The organism is Streptomyces sp. NPDC079141 (assembly GCF_040686775.1).
Classification (GTDB): Bacteria; Actinomycetota; Actinomycetes; order Streptomycetales; family Streptomycetaceae; genus Streptomyces.
On sequence record NZ_JBFBLP010000012.1, the window covers coordinates 234,114 to 250,752 of the forward strand.

At 70.0% G+C, this 16,639-nt stretch carries 11 protein-coding genes; 3 read left to right on the plus strand and 8 right to left on the minus strand.

Features of this window, described 5'->3' with window-relative positions:
• The first annotated feature begins 318 nt into the window (after positions 1–318).
• Complete coding sequence (locus tag AB0Q90_RS29110; RefSeq protein WP_062033414.1) at positions 319–2,844, plus strand: ATP-dependent Clp protease ATP-binding subunit; 2,526 nt, start codon at positions 319–321, stop codon at positions 2,842–2,844.
• 51 nt (positions 2,845–2,895) lie between these two features.
• On the opposite strand, the gene AB0Q90_RS29115 is transcribed toward AB0Q90_RS29110, so the two are convergent.
• The 3 genes from AB0Q90_RS29115 to AB0Q90_RS29125 form a co-directional block, all read right to left on the minus strand.
• Complete coding sequence (locus tag AB0Q90_RS29115; protein ID WP_363160954.1) at positions 2,896–5,940, minus strand: NACHT domain-containing protein; 3,045 nt, start codon at positions 5,938–5,940, stop codon at positions 2,896–2,898.
• Between the two features lie 60 nt (positions 5,941–6,000).
• Entirely contained in the window at positions 6,001–6,633 is a 633-nt protein-coding gene (locus tag AB0Q90_RS29120; RefSeq protein ID WP_363160953.1) for an HAD family acid phosphatase, read from the minus strand.
• Between the two features lie 112 nt (positions 6,634–6,745).
• The gene (locus AB0Q90_RS29125) at positions 6,746–9,853 is read right to left on the minus strand and encodes an NACHT domain-containing protein (RefSeq protein ID WP_363161167.1); all 3,108 of its coding nucleotides are present in this window, start codon (positions 9,851–9,853) and stop codon (positions 6,746–6,748) included.
• 371 nt (positions 9,854–10,224) lie between these two features.
• Here AB0Q90_RS29125 and AB0Q90_RS29130 point away from each other — a divergent pair, with 371 nt between their 5' ends.
• Positions 10,225–10,815, plus strand: a complete 591-nt coding sequence (locus AB0Q90_RS29130; RefSeq protein WP_363160952.1) for a M23 family metallopeptidase — start codon at positions 10,225–10,227, stop codon at positions 10,813–10,815.
• Between the two features lie 3 nt (positions 10,816–10,818).
• On the opposite strand, the gene AB0Q90_RS29135 is transcribed toward AB0Q90_RS29130, so the two are convergent.
• The gene (locus tag AB0Q90_RS29135; RefSeq protein ID WP_363161166.1) at positions 10,819–11,400 is read right to left on the minus strand and encodes a TetR/AcrR family transcriptional regulator; all 582 of its coding nucleotides are present in this window, start codon (positions 11,398–11,400) and stop codon (positions 10,819–10,821) included.
• A gap of 127 nt (positions 11,401–11,527) precedes the next feature.
• Between AB0Q90_RS29135 and AB0Q90_RS29140 the strand changes: the two genes are divergently transcribed.
• The gene (locus AB0Q90_RS29140; protein WP_363160951.1) at positions 11,528–13,093 is read left to right on the plus strand and encodes an MDR family MFS transporter; all 1,566 of its coding nucleotides are present in this window, start codon (positions 11,528–11,530) and stop codon (positions 13,091–13,093) included.
• 94 nt (positions 13,094–13,187) lie between these two features.
• On the opposite strand, the gene cseC is transcribed toward AB0Q90_RS29140, so the two are convergent.
• The 4 genes from cseC to AB0Q90_RS29160 form a co-directional block, all read right to left on the minus strand.
• Positions 13,188–14,522 carry a two-component system sensor histidine kinase CseC gene (gene cseC / locus AB0Q90_RS29145; protein ID WP_363160950.1) on the minus strand — a complete coding sequence of 445 codons (1,335 nt, stop codon included), beginning with the start codon at positions 14,520–14,522 and terminating at the stop codon, positions 13,188–13,190.
• Between the two features lie 12 nt (positions 14,523–14,534).
• Positions 14,535–15,239 (minus strand): two-component system response regulator CseB, encoded by a 705-nt coding sequence (gene cseB / locus AB0Q90_RS29150; RefSeq protein WP_363160949.1) that lies wholly within the window; start codon positions 15,237–15,239, stop codon positions 14,535–14,537.
• Between the two features lie 141 nt (positions 15,240–15,380).
• The gene (locus tag AB0Q90_RS29155; protein ID WP_363160948.1) at positions 15,381–16,052 is read right to left on the minus strand and encodes a hypothetical protein; all 672 of its coding nucleotides are present in this window, start codon (positions 16,050–16,052) and stop codon (positions 15,381–15,383) included.
• The gene (locus AB0Q90_RS29160) at positions 16,040–16,579 is read right to left on the minus strand and encodes a SigE family RNA polymerase sigma factor (protein WP_363160947.1); all 540 of its coding nucleotides are present in this window, start codon (positions 16,577–16,579) and stop codon (positions 16,040–16,042) included. Before AB0Q90_RS29160 ends, AB0Q90_RS29155 begins: the two co-directional genes overlap by 13 nt.
• Positions 16,580–16,639: the final 60 nt, after the last annotated feature.

The window sequence follows — 16,639 nt, forward strand, 5'->3', positions numbered from 1 at the left end:
CCGTAGCGGAGGGAACCGGTGCGTGCGGCATGGACTGTCAGTCCGAGCGGGTAAGACATCCCTAGTGGGAGGGGGCGACACGCAGAAAAGGCCGTCTCACGTTCGCCATCGGCGTACTGATGGTGAGGGTAACTGCCTGGCCTGCGGGAACATCGTCTCGCACCATCGGGTTGGAGCAGATGTCGGCGTTCGGGGTCAGGAGGCCATCGACGGTGTCGGCAGTTGGAATGAGCGGTCCCCGCTTGCGGGACTAAGCTGCGGAAGGACAGGGAGGGGAAGTTCCCCCCACTGCCTGACCGCTCTGAGGAGCGATTAACGATGTTCGAGAGGTTCACCGACCGCGCGCGGCGGGTTGTCGTCCTGGCTCAGGAAGAAGCCCGGATGCTCAACCACAACTACATCGGCACCGAGCACATCCTCCTGGGCCTGATCCACGAGGGTGAGGGTGTCGCCGCAAAGGCCCTGGAGAGCCTCGGCATTTCGCTTGAGGCGGTCCGCCAGCAGGTGGAGGAGATCATCGGTCAGGGCCAGCAGGCGCCCTCGGGCCACATCCCCTTCACTCCCCGTGCCAAGAAGGTCCTGGAGCTGTCGCTCCGCGAGGCCCTTCAGCTGGGCCACAACTACATCGGCACGGAGCACATCCTGCTCGGCCTGATCCGCGAGGGCGAGGGCGTCGCCGCCCAGGTCCTCGTCAAGCTGGGCGCAGATCTCAACCGGGTGCGGCAGCAGGTCATCCAGCTGCTCTCCGGCTACCAGGGCAAGGAGACCGCCACCGCCGGCGGGCCCGCCGAGGGCACTCCTTCCACCTCCCTGGTCCTCGACCAGTTCGGCCGGAACCTCACCCAGGCCGCTCGTGAGTCCAAGCTCGACCCGGTCATCGGGCGCGAGAAGGAGATCGAGCGGGTCATGCAGGTGCTGTCCCGCCGTACCAAGAACAACCCGGTCCTGATCGGTGAGCCCGGCGTCGGCAAGACCGCCGTCGTCGAGGGCCTCGCCCAGGCCATCGTCAAGGGCGAGGTGCCCGAGACCCTCAAGGACAAGCACCTCTACACCCTGGACCTCGGCGCGCTGGTCGCCGGCTCCCGCTACCGCGGTGACTTCGAGGAGCGCCTGAAGAAGGTCCTCAAGGAGATCCGCACCCGCGGCGACATCATCCTGTTCATCGACGAGCTCCACACCCTGGTGGGTGCGGGTGCCGCCGAGGGCGCGATCGACGCCGCGAGCATCCTCAAGCCGATGCTGGCCCGTGGTGAGCTCCAGACCATCGGTGCGACCACGCTGGACGAGTACCGCAAGCACCTGGAGAAGGACGCGGCCCTTGAGCGCCGCTTCCAGCCCATCCAGGTCGCCGAGCCGTCCCTGCCGCACACGATCGAGATCCTCAAGGGTCTGCGCGACCGGTACGAGGCCCACCACCGCGTCTCCATCACCGACGAGGCGCTGGTCCAGGCCGCCACCCTGGCCGACCGGTACATCTCGGACCGCTTCCTGCCGGACAAGGCGATCGACCTGATCGACGAGGCCGGTTCCCGGATGCGCATCCGCCGGATGACCGCGCCGCCGGACCTCCGCGAGTTCGACGAGAAGATCGCCGGCGTCCGCCGCGACAAGGAGTCCGCGATCGACTCGCAGGACTTCGAGAAGGCCGCCTCCCTGCGCGACAAGGAGAAGCAGCTCCTGGCCGCCAAGGCCAAGCGGGAGAAGGAGTGGAAGGCCGGCGACATGGACGTCGTCGCCGAGGTCGACGGCGAGCTGATCGCCGAGGTCCTCGCGACCGCCACCGGCATCCCGGTCTTCAAGCTGACCGAGGAGGAGTCCTCGCGTCTGCTGCGCATGGAGGACGAGCTCCACAAGCGGGTCATCGGCCAGGTCGACGCCGTCAAGGCGCTGTCGAAGGCGATCCGTCGTACGCGTGCGGGTCTGAAGGACCCGAAGCGTCCCGGTGGTTCGTTCATCTTCGCCGGCCCGTCCGGTGTCGGTAAGACCGAGCTGTCCAAGGCCCTCGCCGAGTTCCTCTTCGGTGACGAGGACGCGCTGATCTCCCTCGACATGTCGGAGTTCAGCGAGAAGCACACGGTGTCGCGTCTCTTCGGTTCGCCCCCCGGTTACGTGGGCTACGAAGAGGGCGGCCAGCTGACCGAGAAGGTCCGCCGCAAGCCGTTCTCCGTCGTCCTCTTCGACGAGGTCGAGAAGGCCCACCCGGACATCTTCAACTCGCTGCTGCAGATCCTGGAGGACGGTCGGCTGACCGACTCCCAGGGCCGGGTCGTGGACTTCAAGAACACGGTCATCATCATGACGACCAACCTCGGCACCAGGGACATCTCCAAGGGCTTCAACCTGGGCTTCGCGGCCTCGGGTGACAAGAAGACCAACTACGAGCGGATGAAGAACAAGGTCTCGGACGAGCTCAAGCAGCACTTCCGGCCCGAGTTCCTCAACCGCGTCGACGACGTGGTCGTCTTCCCGCAGCTGACCCAGGACGACATCCTCGCGATCGTCGACCTGATGATCGGCAAGGTGGACGAGCGCCTGAAGGACCGGGACATGGGCATCGAGCTCTCCCAGTCCGCCAAGGAGCTGCTGTCCAAGAAGGGTTACGACCCGGTGCTGGGTGCGCGTCCGCTGCGTCGCACCATCCAGCGCGAGATCGAGGACACGTTGTCGGAGAAGATCCTCTTCGGCGAGCTGCGCCCCGGTCACATCGTGGTCGTGGACACCGAGGGCGAGGGCGAGACCCAGACCTTCACCTTCCGCGGTGAGGAGAAGTCGGCACTGCCCGACGTCCCGCCGATCGAGCAGGCGGCCGGCGGCGCCGGACCGAACCTGAGCAAGGAGGCGTAAGCCTCGGTCCGAAGGGGCCGGTGCCGATGAGGCGCCGGCCCCTTCGGCATGTCAGAAGCCGGACTCCACGGTGATCTCCGCGTTCGGGAAGACGTCGGCATACCAGTCGGCCTCGACCGTGCGGTCCCGTGCGGCCGCAAGGGTCACCCGGCGGACCCGCGGGCAGCAGAAGGCCAGCCTGGACAACTCCTCCCTGCCCCACAGGTGGGTCACCCGCAGCACCTCGACCCCGGGCATCGGCGGAGCCTGTTCAAGGCAGTCCAGCACCGAATGGTGCAGATACAGGTGGCTGAGCCGCGGCAGGCGGGCGATCGCCTCCCAGTCCCGTCGCCACAGGAGTCCGGGTTCCGGCCCCAGGCTCAAGGTGCGCAGCGTGGGCCAGTGGCCGATGTCCTCAAGCCCCCGGCTCTCCAGCGCCCCGTGGGCCAGGAACAGGTACTCCAGCGGAGCCGCGGTGGGCAGGAACCCGGACAGGGTGACGCCCCAGGCGAGTTCCCCGTCGAGCCCCAGGATCCGGAGCCTGTCGCATCGATCCAGGCCGACGAATCCCGGGTCGCTGCCGGACCAGCACAGATGCAGTTCGGCGAGCCCGGTGTCGGCGAGCGGGGACAGGTCCCTCGCCTTGGGGCAGCGGTGGAGGTGCAGGTAGTTCAGTTCCGGCAGGGAGCGCAGGGGAGTCAGGTCGGTCAGCCGGTCGTTGTCGTACAACACCAGGTGACTCAAGGCTTCTTCGTCCAGTGCCGTGAGCAGGGATGCCGGGTCGTGCGGGCCGTTGAAGCGGATCCGGGACCGACGGCCGATCCGGGGCAGGGCGCTGAGCTGTGCTTCCTCCCGCACCGTGAAGAAGAGGTCCGTGCCGTCGACATGCGCGAGTACCTCGTCGGCGTACTCCTCGGGATCGAACTGGCCCCAGGCCGCGACGAGTTGGCTGCGCACCGCGAGATCGGGGTGCCCCCGGAACCTCTTCAGGACAGGCAGCGCCCCGTCCGTCCCCACCAGCGCCGCCGTCCGCGTCACTTCCCCCGCCTCCGCCGCCGTAAGCCCCTCCGGGCCCGGCAGCAGTTCCAGGATCAGGGGGCCGGCCTCGGCGAGGACCTGGGACTCCGCCTTGGTCTGGGGCGGGATCAGCCGGGACGCCCGCATCTCGACCTCCGCCCGCACCTGTGGGTCGACGGATGTCGCGTGTTCCAGGCAGGCCAGGGCCAGCAGGTCGGTGCGGGTGCGGTCGAGGGAGAGCAGCTTGCGCAGGAGGTCGGCCCGTTCGTGCGGCCGGGCGTGGGCCACCGCCATGCGGATCACGTCCTCCCACTGCGGATCGTGGGCGTGACTCACGAGGACGTCGATGTGGCCCTCCTCCACGGCGGCCAGGGCGCCCAGGTAGTCCTGGAAGGTGCGGTGGACGAAGTCCACGATGTTCGGGGCCGGTTCGCGCAGCAAACCGCTGCGCAGCAGGAGGTGGCGGAAGATCGCCACGGTGTCGTGCTGCCCGGGGGCCGTTCCGATGGCGGGCAGCGCCCGTTCCACGACGGCCTGGGCGGCCTCCTGCTCCATTTCGGTACGGCCGCTCAGGATCAGCGCGTAGGCGATGCGCCGCAGCAGCTCCGAGCGGGCCGCCTGGCTGAGGTCGATGCCGTCGGGCGCCCCCATGCCGCGCTCCCGGTCGCGGCGGGCCAGCAGCATCGACAGGGCGGCGTCGTACAACTCCTGGCGGCTGATGGGCAGATAGCCGCGCCGTTCCCGGTGCAGTGCGCAGATCAGGCCGCACATCAGGGGGTTGGTGGCGAGGCGGGCCAGGTCGCGCTTGGTGCGTAACGCGTCCAGGAGGGGTGCCAGGTACTCGGGGGCCTGGGCCGCCTCGTGCCAGCGGCGGACGAAGGTGGTGACCTCGGTGCGGCGCATGGGGGCGAGGACCAGTTCGCGGAAGCCCTCCGCCGTGAGCCAGTCGGGGCGTACGGCGGTGGGGCGCGAGGTCAGCAGCCACTGGTTGCCGGGGAAGGCGTGGATCAGGGCGAGGAGCCAGGCGCGGGTGCGGTGGCGGTCCGCCGCCGGGATCTCGTCCAGGCCGTCGACCAGGATCAGGGCGCGCTTGGCGGTCAGTACCCGCTCCGCCCAGCCCTCCGGCGGGGACAGCGGACAGCTCACCGCCGTCAGGAAGTGCGCGGGCGTCGGGAGGGCGCCCGCGCGGATCAGGGTGCGCAGGGGGAGGACGTACGGGACGCGGTCGCCGTTGCGCGCGGCCGTGACCGCGAGCCACTGCACGAGGGTCGTCTTGCCCGAGCCCGCGTCCCCGCGCAGCAGCACGCAGTCGTGGTCCAACAGGGCTTCCTCGGCGGGGAGGTGGACGCTGAAGGTGCTCTCGGAGCGGATGCCGGGGGCGCCGCGCCCTTCGTCCCCCGTCGCCTCCAGGCTCAGATAGGCGACTTCGAGGGGCCAGCGGTCGGGGGAGTCGCGCAGGTCGATGCCGTAGATGGTGATGTGGTTGTGCTGCTGGGCGACGTACGACAGATAGCGGTGTTCGAACGCGGTGTCGCGGGCGTCGGGGCGGGGCGTGCGGGCGATCAGCTCGTCGACGCGGGCGATGAGTTCGGACTGTACGCGGCTGTGCTCGACCAGGGTGCGGGCGACAAAGGTGGACCGGCGGGTGAAGAACTCCAGGATGTGCAGGCAGGCCCACTGGGTCATGGAGTCGAGGAACACGCAGGCGTCCCCGGACAGGCCGTCGGGGGGTGTGGCCCTGCGGTGCAGTTTCTGGGCGAGTTCGTGGCTGCCCAGGCGTACGGCCTGGACGTCGTCCATGTCCAGGTCGCCCAGGGCGAGCAGCCGACGGGCGAGGGTGTCGGTGACGGCCTCTTCCTCGTCGGGCGGGAACGGCCGCTCGCCGGGCGAGGCGACGGCCTCCGCCACCAGTTTGCCGGCGAGCCTGCGGACCTCGGCCTCGCCGATCGTGCGCTTCTCGCCCCGGAACGACACCAGGTCGGTGAGGCGTACGGGCTTGTCGACCAGCCCGGCGCCGGGGGTCCCCGGCACGAACAGCTTCCGCACCAGTGGGCCGACCAGGCCGGACACCAGTCGGCCGCCCAGTACCGCGGGCTCCATCCGCCTCACCCCCGTGATCGTGCGAACGGGGGTGAGACTACCGGGAGTTGGATACAGCGGTCAGGAGAGCTGGCCGTCGTAGTCCGGGAGCTTGTACGTCTTCTCGGCGTGGCCGCCCGACAGGTCGGTGGCGCTGTTGCCGATGTTCGCGATGATCGTGTAGCCCTTCGACTCGATGTCGACGCGCTGGGCCGTCTTGTAGTCCGCGACGTTCTTGAAGAGGTCGAGGAAGCCTCGGACGTAGAGGCCGGAGACCTCGTAGCCGACGTGCTTGAGGTTGTAGTCGGTGAACGAGTAGATGATGCCGGGGCGGGCGGTGACGAAGAACAGGGCGACGCCGTGCTCCTGGGCGTACTCGGCGACCTCCAGGACGGGCTTGTTGGCCGGCTGGGGGTAGCTGAAGCCGAAGTCGGTCTCCAGAGTGGTGTTGTCGATGTCGAACACGATCGCCTGCTTCTCGCCCGGCTTGGTGTTCGCGATCCGCTGCTTCAGGTAGGGCAGCGCCTGGTCCATCACGGCCTGGCAGTCGTTCTGCCAGGTCGCGTAGTCGACGTCCGCGGCGGCAGCGGCAGTGGCGACGGTGGTCGTGCCGGTGCTCGGCGCGGCCTGGGCGGGGCCGGTGACGGCCACGAGGGCGGCTGCGGCGGCTGCGGTCGTGGCTATACGGAGCGCCCAGGGGCGTCGGGTGGTCATGTGTGTGGGGGTCCCTTCGCGTGGCCAGAGTGACGTGCGCATATTCCTGTTACTGGATGGCGCGAGGGGAACCGTAAGGTTACTGAACGGTAGGTGGCTAGAGGTGTTTGCGTCATACGACGCGGCGGATTGTCTCGAACGTACGGGATGCCGGGAGCGGAGCGAGAACGTCCGCCGGGACCTCGGTGACGTCCGGGGCGTGGACGACGGTGACCGAACGCAGCCGGGGGAACTGGGCCGGGACGGCCGAGAAGTCCTCTGCGCCCTGGACGTTGTTCAGGCGGAGGTGGGTGACCCCGGGCAGGGGCGGGCCCGGCCAGCCGCCGTTGCGCTGCCAGTCGATGTGCAGATGCCGCAACTCCGGGAGCCGGGCGACCTCTTCGCGGTCGGCGGGGGAGAGCCAGGTGTCCAGCTTGGCGAGGCTCAGCCGCTTCAGCGAGTGGAAGTGGCCGAGGCCACGCAGCCCGGTCCGCTCCAGCGCGGACTTGGTGAAGCGCAGATAGTGCAGGTTCAGGCCCCGCGGAAGTGCCTCGTCGAGGGAGTCGGCCTCCAGCGGGAGACCGAGGTCGAGTTGGTTCAGTGTCGGCGAGCCGGACAGGACGGACAGGTCCAGCCCGCGTGACAGCAGGTCCAGGGAGAGCCAGATCAGCGGGAGGCGGGCCAGCGCGGACAGGTCCTCCAGGTGGAAGCACCTGTTCACGTCCAGATAGCTCAGCTGGTGCAGGCTCGCCAGGCAGCTCAGATCACGCAGTTCGTCGTTGTCGCGGAGGACGAGCTCGGCCGTCGTCCCGGGGTTGAGCCCGGCGCCGATCTCCTCCGCCGGGATACCGCCGACGAGCTGGACGGAACGCCGTCCGCCGAGCCCTCGAAGGAAGCGCAGCTGCTCGGCCGAGCGCGCGCTGAAGAAGAGGCCCTCCTGGGGCAGATGGGCGACGATCTCCTCGCCGTACCGGCCTGTGGCGAACCGGGACCAGCTCCAGGAGAGCTGGGCCCGTACGTCGAGCGCGGGATGGGACCGGAATCGCGACAGCACCGGCAGCGCCGCCTCCGTGCCGATGAGGGACGCCGTGACGACGACCGCCCGCGCCTCCTCCTCGTCCAGGCCCTCCGGGCCGGGCAGCAGCTCCAGGGCGAGCGGGCCCACCGAGGCCAGGGCGCGGGCCTCCTCCGTGGTCCGGGGCGGGATCAGCGGGGCGGCGTTGCCCTCGACCTCCGCCCGCACCCGTGGATCCAGCTCCGTCGCATGCTCCAGGCAGGCCAGCGCAAGGAGCCGTATCCGCGCGCTCGCGGGGCCCTCGGCCCGCTCCGCCGCCGCGCTCAAGTCCCGCAGCAGTTCCGCCCGTTCGCGCGGGCGAGCATGTGCCACCGCCATCCGGATGACGTCCGCCCACTGCTCGTCGGGCGCGCCGCGCACCAGCAGGCCGAAGTCGCCGTCCTCCACGGCGGCCTTGGCGCCCAGGTAGTCCTGGAAGGTGCGGTGGACGAACTCCACGGTCCCGGCGGACGGTTCGCGCAGCAGGCCGCTGCGCACCAGCAGATGGCGCAGGATCTGCCCGGCGTCGCCCTGGTCCGCGGCGGCCGGGAGGGACGGCAGGACGTCGGCGACGATCCGTTCGGCGCGGTCGCGGTCCAGCTCGGACTGGTTGTTGCGGATCAGCCAGTACGCGAGGCGCTGAAGGAGCTGGATCTGCGGGGTTTCGGTGAGGAACACGCCCTCGGCGTCCCCTTGGGGGAACATGTCCCGTTCCTCGTCCCGCCGCGCGAGGAGCATCGACAGGGCCGCGTCGTACAACTCCTGTCTGCCGTGCGGGAGATAGCCCCGCCGGTCGCGGTGCAGGGCGCAGATCAGGCCGCACATCAGGGGGTTGGTGGCGAGGCGCCCGAGGTCGGGCTTGCTGCGGACCGCGTCGAGGAGGGAGCGCCGGTAGCCGTCCAGGCGCTCGGGATCGGGCGCGCCGGTGCGGGCGGCCGTGTGCCAGCGGTCGATGAAGGCGGCCACGTCGTCCTGGCTCATCGGGGTGAGCGCCAGCTCCGTGAAGCCGTCGGCGGCGAGCCAGTCCTCGCGTACGGCGGAGGGGCGGGAGGTGACCAGCCACCGGTTGCCGGGGTAGACGTCGAGCAGCTCGCGCAGCCAGCGGCGGGTGCGTTCCCGCTCGCGCTCGGGGATCTCGTCGATGCCGTCCACCAGGAGGAGCGCCCGCCCCGCCGCGAGGACACGGTCCGCCCAGCCGTCGGGCTGGCCCGAATGGAAGGGGAGGCGTACGGCGGACAGGAAGGCGTCGGGCGCCGGGAGGCCGTCGGGGCGGCGGACCAGGGTGCGCAGCGGCAGGACGTACGGGATCCGGTCGCCGCGCTCGCCCCGGGCGGCGGTCACCGCAAGCCACTGCACGAGCGTGGTCTTGCCGGACCCTGCCACTCCGCGCAGCAGCACCCGGTCGTGCTCGGCCAGGGCCTGCTCGGCGGGCAGGGAGACGGCGGCGGAGGCGGGGCCCGCGGCGCGGTCGTCCTCGGCGGGGCCGAGGGCCTGGAGGCTGAGGTAGGCGGCGTCCAGGGGCCAGCGGTCGGGGGAGTTGGCCAGGTCGATGCCGTAGATCGTGAGCTGGCCGTGCCTGGTGGTGACGTAGGACAGATAGCGCCGCTCGAACGCGGTGTCGGTGCCGCCGGGGCGGGGGGTGCGGGCGATCAGTTCGTCGACCTTGGCGATGATCTCGCGCTGCCGTCGGGTCTGTTCGACGAGAGTGCGGGCTACAAAGCTGGACCGCTGGGTGAAGAAGTGGACGACGTGCAGACAGGCCGTGGTGAGCAGCCGGCCGTAGAACTGGGCCGCGTCGTAGGACAGGTCCCGGTCGGGGTGGCCGCTCGCGGAGCGGAGGTGGGCGGCGAGGACCTCATGGCCCAGCTCCACCGCCTGTACGTCGGTCATGGTGAGGTCGCCGAGCGCGGACAGGGTGTCGGCGAGGGCCTCGACGACGGCCTGTTCCTCGTCGGCGTAGATGGCGCGCTCGCCGCCCTTGAGGGCCTGGGCGACCAGCTCGGCGGAGAGTTTGTGCAGGTCGGAGCGGTCCAGGGTGCGTTTCTCGCCCTTGAAGGACACAAAGCCGGAGATCCGGACCGGGCGGTCGACCAGGGCGGCTCCCGGCCCGTCCCGTACGAACAGCCTGCGCACCAGTGGACCGACCAGGCCCGACGCGAGCCTCGTGCCCAGTACTGCCGGGTCCAACCCGTCCACCCCCGTCGTCGCGTGACCGCTGGTCAGGGTAGTGCCGGTCACATTCCGGTGTCCCGCGATCTTGAGGGCCGGTGACATGCCGCACAGGCGATTTGTCCGTTACTAGGGTGCTTAGTGGAAAGGTCCGCTCGGGCAAAAAGGACTTTTGCCCTGGAACCCCCTAGGGGGATATGCCGTCATGGGCCTGTTCATCCCCGATGGGGGCTCTGTCAAGAAGCGGTCGGTTTTGGGGTGAAGTACTAGGTTCCGTCGTAGATCACGGTTTTGGGGGTGGATGGGGGTCGGGGTTACCAAGGGATGGCCCATCCGGCGGCCGTAAGAGTGCCGGGTGGTTTTTCTGTCCCCGACCCCCCGAGGTTCCGATGTTCCAGCGCTTCTCCGCCCGCTCTTCCCGTACGTCCAAGCTCCGCACCCGTGCCGCCGTCGTGGCCGGCGCCCTGGGTGCGTCGGTCGTGCTGGGGGCCGGAGTCGCGTCGGCCGCGGAGGCCACGTCGGCCAAGGCGGTCACTTCCGCCAAGGCGGCCACCTCGGCCACCAGCTGGGTCAAGCCGGTGAAGAAGTACACCAAGACCGCGAGCTACGCCCAGTCCGGCGCCATGTGGCAGTCCACCCACAGCGGCCAGGACTTCGCCGTCTCCACCGGCACCCAGGTCTACGCCGCGCACGGCGGCACCGTCGTCAAGGCCGGCTCGAACGGCGCCGGCGACGGCCCCGCCTACGGCAACGCCGTGGTCATCAAGCACGGCAACGGCACGTACTCCCAGTACGCCCACCTGTCGAAGATCCAGGTGAAGGCCGGCCAGATCGTCAAGACCGGCCAGAAGATCGCCCTGTCCGGCAGCACCGGCAACTCCAGCGGGCCGCACCTGCACTTCGAGATCCGTACGACGGCGAACTACGGCTCCGCCGTCGACCCGGTGGCCTTCCTGCGGGCCAAGGGTCTGACCATCTGACCCTTACGCCTTGGCGCCGCCGTGCGCCTGGGTGATCAGATCGATGGCGACCTCCAGGAGGGCCTTGCGCTTCTCCTCGGGGTCGCCTTCGAGTTCCCGCAGGACGAACATCCCGGCGTGCAGCGTGAAGAGGGCGCTGATGCAGCGGACCTGGTCGACCAGGTCCGCGTCCGGGTCGATGACGATCTCCCGCATGCCCATCATGCGGTTCTTGAACATCTCGCCGATGCTCAGATCCCGTACGGTCGCCTGGTTCCCCTGCATGAACTGGAACAGGGGTGCCGCCGTCGTCAGGACGTCGCTGTAGCGGCGTACGAGCTCCTGCTTGGTCTCCAGGGTCTGCGGCTGCCCTCTGCCCCAGTCGATCAGGTCCTCGATCGGCTTCGTCAGGTCCTCGAAGATGCTGACGACGATCTCTTCCTTGGTCTTGAAGTGGTAGTACAGCGCCGCCTTCGTGACCTCCAGGCGCTCGGCGATTTCCCGTAGCGAGGTCTTCTCGTAGCCCTGCTCGGCAAAGAGTTCGAGCGCCACGTCCTGGATGCGCTGACGGGTGTCCCCGCGGCGCCGCTGCCTGGTGCCGTCCATGCCGCTCATCCTCGTGCTCCTTGCGCTTGCCAGAAACTTACTTGACGCCCGGCTAGTTACGCCTCTACCTTCCCTCAGTGTAGACAACTAGCCGGGCGGCAAGTAAGTAGCTGGGGGAGTGGGAGTCATGGCGGACACACAGACCGCGGAGGCGGTACCGGAGGAGCGGCCGAGGAGCGTACGGGTCGTTCTGCTCGCGCTCATGATCACGATGATGCTCGCGATGCTCGACAACATGATCATCGGCACCGCGATGCCGACGATCGTGGGCGAGCTCGGCGGGCTCGAACACCTGTCGTGGGTCGTGACCGCGTACACGCTCGCCACCGCAGCCTCCACCCCGCTGTGGGGCAAGCTCGGCGACATGTACGGGCGCAAGGGCATCTTCATGAGCTCGATCGTGCTCTTCCTGATCGGCTCCGCGCTCAGCGGCATGGCCCAGGACATGGGGCAGCTCATCGGCTTCCGCACGGTGCAGGGCCTCGGCGCCGGCGGCCTCATGGTCGGCGTCATGGCGATCATCGGCGATCTGATTCCGCCCCGGGAGCGCGGCAAGTACCAGGGCATGATGGCCGGCGTCATGGCGCTGGCGATGATCGGCGGACCGCTCGTCGGCGGCACCATCACCGACCACTGGGGCTGGCGCTGGGCCTTCTACATCAACCTGCCGCTCGGCGTGGTGGCGCTGGCCGCGATCAGCGCCGTACTGCAGCTGCCGAAGAAGAGGTCGCAGGCGCGCATCGACTACCTGGGCGCCGGGCTGCTGACCGTCGGCATCACCGCGACCGTGCTGGTCACCACCTGGGGCGGCACCGAGTACGCGTGGACGTCCGCGCGGATCATGGAGCTCGCCGGGATCGGCGTCGCCGCGCTCGTCGGGTTCGTCTTCTGGCAGACCAAGGCCGCCGAACCGATCGTGCCGCTGCACATCTTCCGCAGCCGCAACTTCACGCTGATGTCCGTCATCGGCTTCATCGCCGGCTTCGTGATGTTCGGCGCGACCCTCTTCCTGCCGCTGTACCAGCAGGCTGTGCAGGGCGCCTCCGCGACCAACTCCGGGCTGCTGCTCCTGCCGATGCTCGGCGCGATGCTCGTGACGTCGATGGTGGCGGGACGGGTGACCACCAACTCCGGGCGCTACTACGTCTTCCCGGTCGTCGGCAGCGCGCTGATGATCGTCGGGCTGTATCTGCTGTCGACGATGGACACCGGGACCTCGCGGTTCACCTCGGGTGTGTTCATGGCCGTCGTCGGCCTCGGCATGGGCTGTCTGATGCAGGTCACCATGCTCGTCGCGCAGAACAGCGTCGAGATGAAGGACATGGGCGTGGCGTCCTCGTCCACCACGCTCTTCCGCACCCTGGGCTCCTCCTTCGGTGTCGCGATCATGGGCGCCCTGTTCAACAGCCGCGTCCAGGACGTCATGGCCGAGCGGGCCGGCGCGCTGGGCTCCAAGGTGACCGAGCAGTCCGCCCAGCTGGACGCGGCGAGCCTCGCCAAGCTGCCCGAGGCGGCACGGGAGGCCTATCAGCACGCGGTGTCGTCCGGCACGCACTCGGCCTTCCTGCTGGGCGCGGTGGTGACGCTGGTCTCGCTGGTCGCGGCGGTGTTCGTGAAGGAGGTGCCGCTGAAGGGGGCGGGACCGAAGGCCGACGCCCCGGCGGCCGAGGCCGCGGTGGCGGAGACCGTCTGACCCGGTGCGGAGACCGTCCGATCCGACGGGCCGGCGCGGGGCCGTTGTCAGTGCCCCGAGCCGGCCCATCGGCGTAAGGGCGGCGGCCGGCTCCTCAGGGCAGCATCGGATAGCTCCCGGTGTTGGTCGGCGCGTGCTCCGGCAGCCACAGCACCGCCACCGCGCCCTCCGCGGGTACGTCCTCCGGCGCCCCCGCCGGCCGTACGTTGCGGAACGTCAGCCGCGCGCCCAGCACCCGGGCCTGCCCGGCCGCGATGGTCAGCCCCAGTCCGTGACCGCGGCCGGCGCGGTCGCTGCTGCCGGTGCGGAAGCGGCTCGGGCCCTCGGCCAGGAGCGCCTCCGGGAAGCCGGGCCCGTGGTCGCGGACCCGTATCACCCGCCCCTCGACGGTGACCTCGACGGTCGGCCTGCCGTGCCGGGCGGCGTTGGCCAGCAGGTTGAACAGCACCCGCTCCAGCCGCCGGGGGTCGGTCGTGACCTCCGACTCGTGCACCACCCGCACCTCGACGTCCGGGTCCTTCGCCGCGACCCGCCGGGTGATGAACTCGCCCAGCATGATGTCCTGCAACTCCGCCCGCTCGGAGGCACCGTCGAGCCGCGCCACCTCCAGGACGTCCTCCACCAGCGTGCGCATGGCCTTCGCCCGGTCCAGCACCAGCTCGGTCGGCCGGCCCGGCGGCAGCAGCTCGGCCGCCGTCAGCAGCCCGGTGACCGGCGTGCGCAGCTCGTGCGCGATGTCGGCGGTCACCCGGCGCTCCGCCTCAATCCGCTGCTGGAGGGCGTCCGCCATCGCGTCCACCGCCCGCGCCACGTCGTCCGTCTCGTCCCGCACGACACCGCCGATGGCGTCCCGCACCCGCACGTCCGGCTCGCCCTTGGCGACCTGGCCCGCCGCGCTCGCCGCCTTGCGCAGCCGGCGTGACATCTGTCCGCCGATCAGCACACCGAGCGCGCTGCCGCCGAGGACCACCGCGATGGAGCCGATCACCAGGGCCTGGTCGAGGTCCTTGAGGATGTCGGCGCTGCGGTCGGTGAACCCGGTGTGCAGGGACAGCACCCGCCCGTCCTTGGCCATGACGGCCGCCCAGATGTCCGGCCCGCTCGGCGTGTCGGACACGTACGTCGCCCGCCGGCCGTCCCGGACCTTCTCCAGCAGCGGGTCCGGCAGATCCCGGTCGTCGACCTTGACGCTCGGGAAGTTGGGCCGCTCGGCCAGTTCGTAGTTGCGCTGCGCGATCTGGATGCGCTCGTCGGCGAGATCGCGCGCGTTGTCCAGCATCGACACCCGGGCCGCGTTGTGCACGACCAGGCTGAGCGCGATCGCCACCAGCGCGCCGACCAGCGCGATCGCCGCACTGAGCTTCCACTTCAGCCCGGTACGGATACCGACCGCGCGCAGGTCGGCGCGGCGCCAGGATATCCCCCGCATGTCCCCGCCCCGTCAGGCCTTCAACTTGTAGCCGAAGCCACGGACCGTCTCGATACGGTCCTGGCCGATCTTCGTGCGCAGCCGCTGCACATGCACGTCGACGACGCGGGTGTCCCCGCCCCAGCCGTAGTCCCACACGCGCTCCAGCAGCTTGTCGCGGGAGAGCACGGTGCCGGGCGCCGAGGAGAACTCCAGCAGCAGGCGCATCTCGGTCGGCGTGAGCGCCACCGGCCGCCCGGCCCGGCGCACCTCCATGCCCTCGGTGTCGATCTCCAGCTCGCCGAAGGTCAGCACACCGCCGGTGGCCGCCGCTCCCGGCTCCTCGGCCTGCGCGCCGCCGCCCGCGTGCCCGAAGCGGCGCAGCACCGCCCGGATCCGCGCGACCAGCACGGCACCGTCGAACGGCTTGGTCACGTAGTCGTCCGCGCCCGCCTCCAGGCCCAGCACGACGTCGATGGAGTCCGCGCGCGCCGACAGCATGATCACCGGCACGGTCGACTCGTCCCGGATGCGGCGGCACAGACTGACGCCGTCGAGCCCCGGGACCATGACGTCAAGCAGCGCGATGTCGGGGCGGTCCGCCCGGAACGCCTCCAGGCCCGACAGCCCGTCGGGCATGGCGGTGACCGCGAAGCCGTCCCGCTCCAGGGCGAGCTGGGTCGCCTCGCGGATGACGTCGTCGTCCTCGACGAACAGAACGTGGGTCTGGTCTGCCATCCCGGTGCTCTCAGTCCTCGTGATCGTGTGCTTGCTGGGCGTCCTACAGGAGATCGGCCGGAGCGGCCCGATCGGTTCACACGGCCGTCGGGTCAGCCCTTCATACGGCCGTCAGGTCGGTGCGTTCACACGGCCCTCGGGTCAGGTCTCCGGCACCGGTGACGGCTCGTCGCCGGTGACCGTGCCGTAGTCGTTGTGCCAGAAGTACGTCTGGGAGAAGCGCCCCGACGTCCACCGGTACGTGATCACGTTCTCGCCGGACGGACTCGACACCGGGTCGCCCTTCTCGTACACCTGCTTGGTCACCAGCAGCTCGCCGCGGTCTATCTGCGCATAGACCGGAGGCTCCTCGGCCTTGAACACATTCTCGTACGAGCCGTTTCGCTCGCGATACACATACGAGCCGACCCCGACCATGTCTCCGCAGGTCAGCACGTTGACGACGAGGTCGCTCGACGAGCCGCCGGTCAGCTCGCCGTACCCCACGTCGATGGGGTAGTCGTCGGCGACGCACGGCTTCAGATCGCGTTTGACCTCGGCCGAGACCAGTGGGTCGTGCTTGACGATCCGCACGACGTCGGCCTGGTCGGGGCGGCCGGTGAACGACGGCGCGGGGGAGGCGGACGGGGCGACGGCCGCGCCCGCGGCCGACTCGTCGTGCGCCGGGCCCTCGTCGCGGGCGCCGGTGCCGCCGGTGGCGCAGCCGGAGACGGAAAGGGCGAGGGCGGTGAGCACGGCCAGCGCCGTGATCACCGCCTGGAGGGTTCCGCGGGCCCCCGTTTTCCCTGTGGCCTCGTCGGCTAGGCCGCGCAACGCTCCCGCTCCTCACGCTCCAGCGCGCGTGCGTCCAGATCGCGGCTCTCCAGCTCCTCGCGGAGCCGGGCGAGCGCCCGGTGCAGCGTGCTCTTGACCGTTCCGGCCGACATGCCGAGGGCGGCGGCCGTCTCCTCCGTGGACATCTGCTCCCAGTGTCGCAGCACGACCACGCTGCGCTGCTTCGGGGCGAGCACCTTCATGACGTCCATCAACAGGGCGCGGTCCGCGTGCTGTTCGGTGGAGTCGTCGACCGAGGCGTCCGGGAGCTGCTCGGTCGGCACCTCCTCCAGCTTGCGGGCCCGCCACCACTCCGTGCGCGTGTTGATCATGACGCGGCGCAGATAGGCGTCGGCGAGCCGCTTGTCCTCGATGGTCTCCCAGCGGCCGTACGTCCGGACCAGCGCCGTCTGGAGGAGGTCCTGTGCGTCGACGGGGTCCGGGACCAGCCGGCGGGCACTGCGCAGCAGCGCTTCCTGCCGGGTGCGGACGTACTCCTCGAACCCGAGCACCTCGCCCTGCGCCATGTCGACCGCCTCCGCTTCCCCGTTTTGCTTCCTCGATGTGCCACCCCGTCGGGCACGCAA

Coding starts and splice junctions, on each gene's coding strand:
- AB0Q90_RS29110 (WP_062033414.1), top strand. CDS start 319: ATGTTCGAGAGGTTCACCGACCGCGCGCGGCGGGTTGTCGTCCTGGCT.
- AB0Q90_RS29115 (WP_363160954.1), bottom strand. CDS start 5,940: ATGGAGCCCGCGGTACTGGGCGGCCGACTGGTGTCCGGCCTGGTCGGC.
- AB0Q90_RS29120 (WP_363160953.1), bottom strand. CDS start 6,633: ATGACCACCCGACGCCCCTGGGCGCTCCGTATAGCCACGACCGCAGCC.
- AB0Q90_RS29130 (WP_363160952.1), top strand. CDS start 10,225: ATGTTCCAGCGCTTCTCCGCCCGCTCTTCCCGTACGTCCAAGCTCCGC.
- AB0Q90_RS29135 (WP_363161166.1), bottom strand. CDS start 11,400: ATGGACGGCACCAGGCAGCGGCGCCGCGGGGACACCCGTCAGCGCATC.
- AB0Q90_RS29140 (WP_363160951.1), top strand. CDS start 11,528: ATGGCGGACACACAGACCGCGGAGGCGGTACCGGAGGAGCGGCCGAGG.
- cseC (WP_363160950.1), bottom strand. CDS start 14,522: ATGCGGGGGATATCCTGGCGCCGCGCCGACCTGCGCGCGGTCGGTATC.
- cseB (WP_363160949.1), bottom strand. CDS start 15,239: ATGGCAGACCAGACCCACGTTCTGTTCGTCGAGGACGACGACGTCATC.
- AB0Q90_RS29160 (WP_363160947.1), bottom strand. CDS start 16,579: ATGGCGCAGGGCGAGGTGCTCGGGTTCGAGGAGTACGTCCGCACCCGG.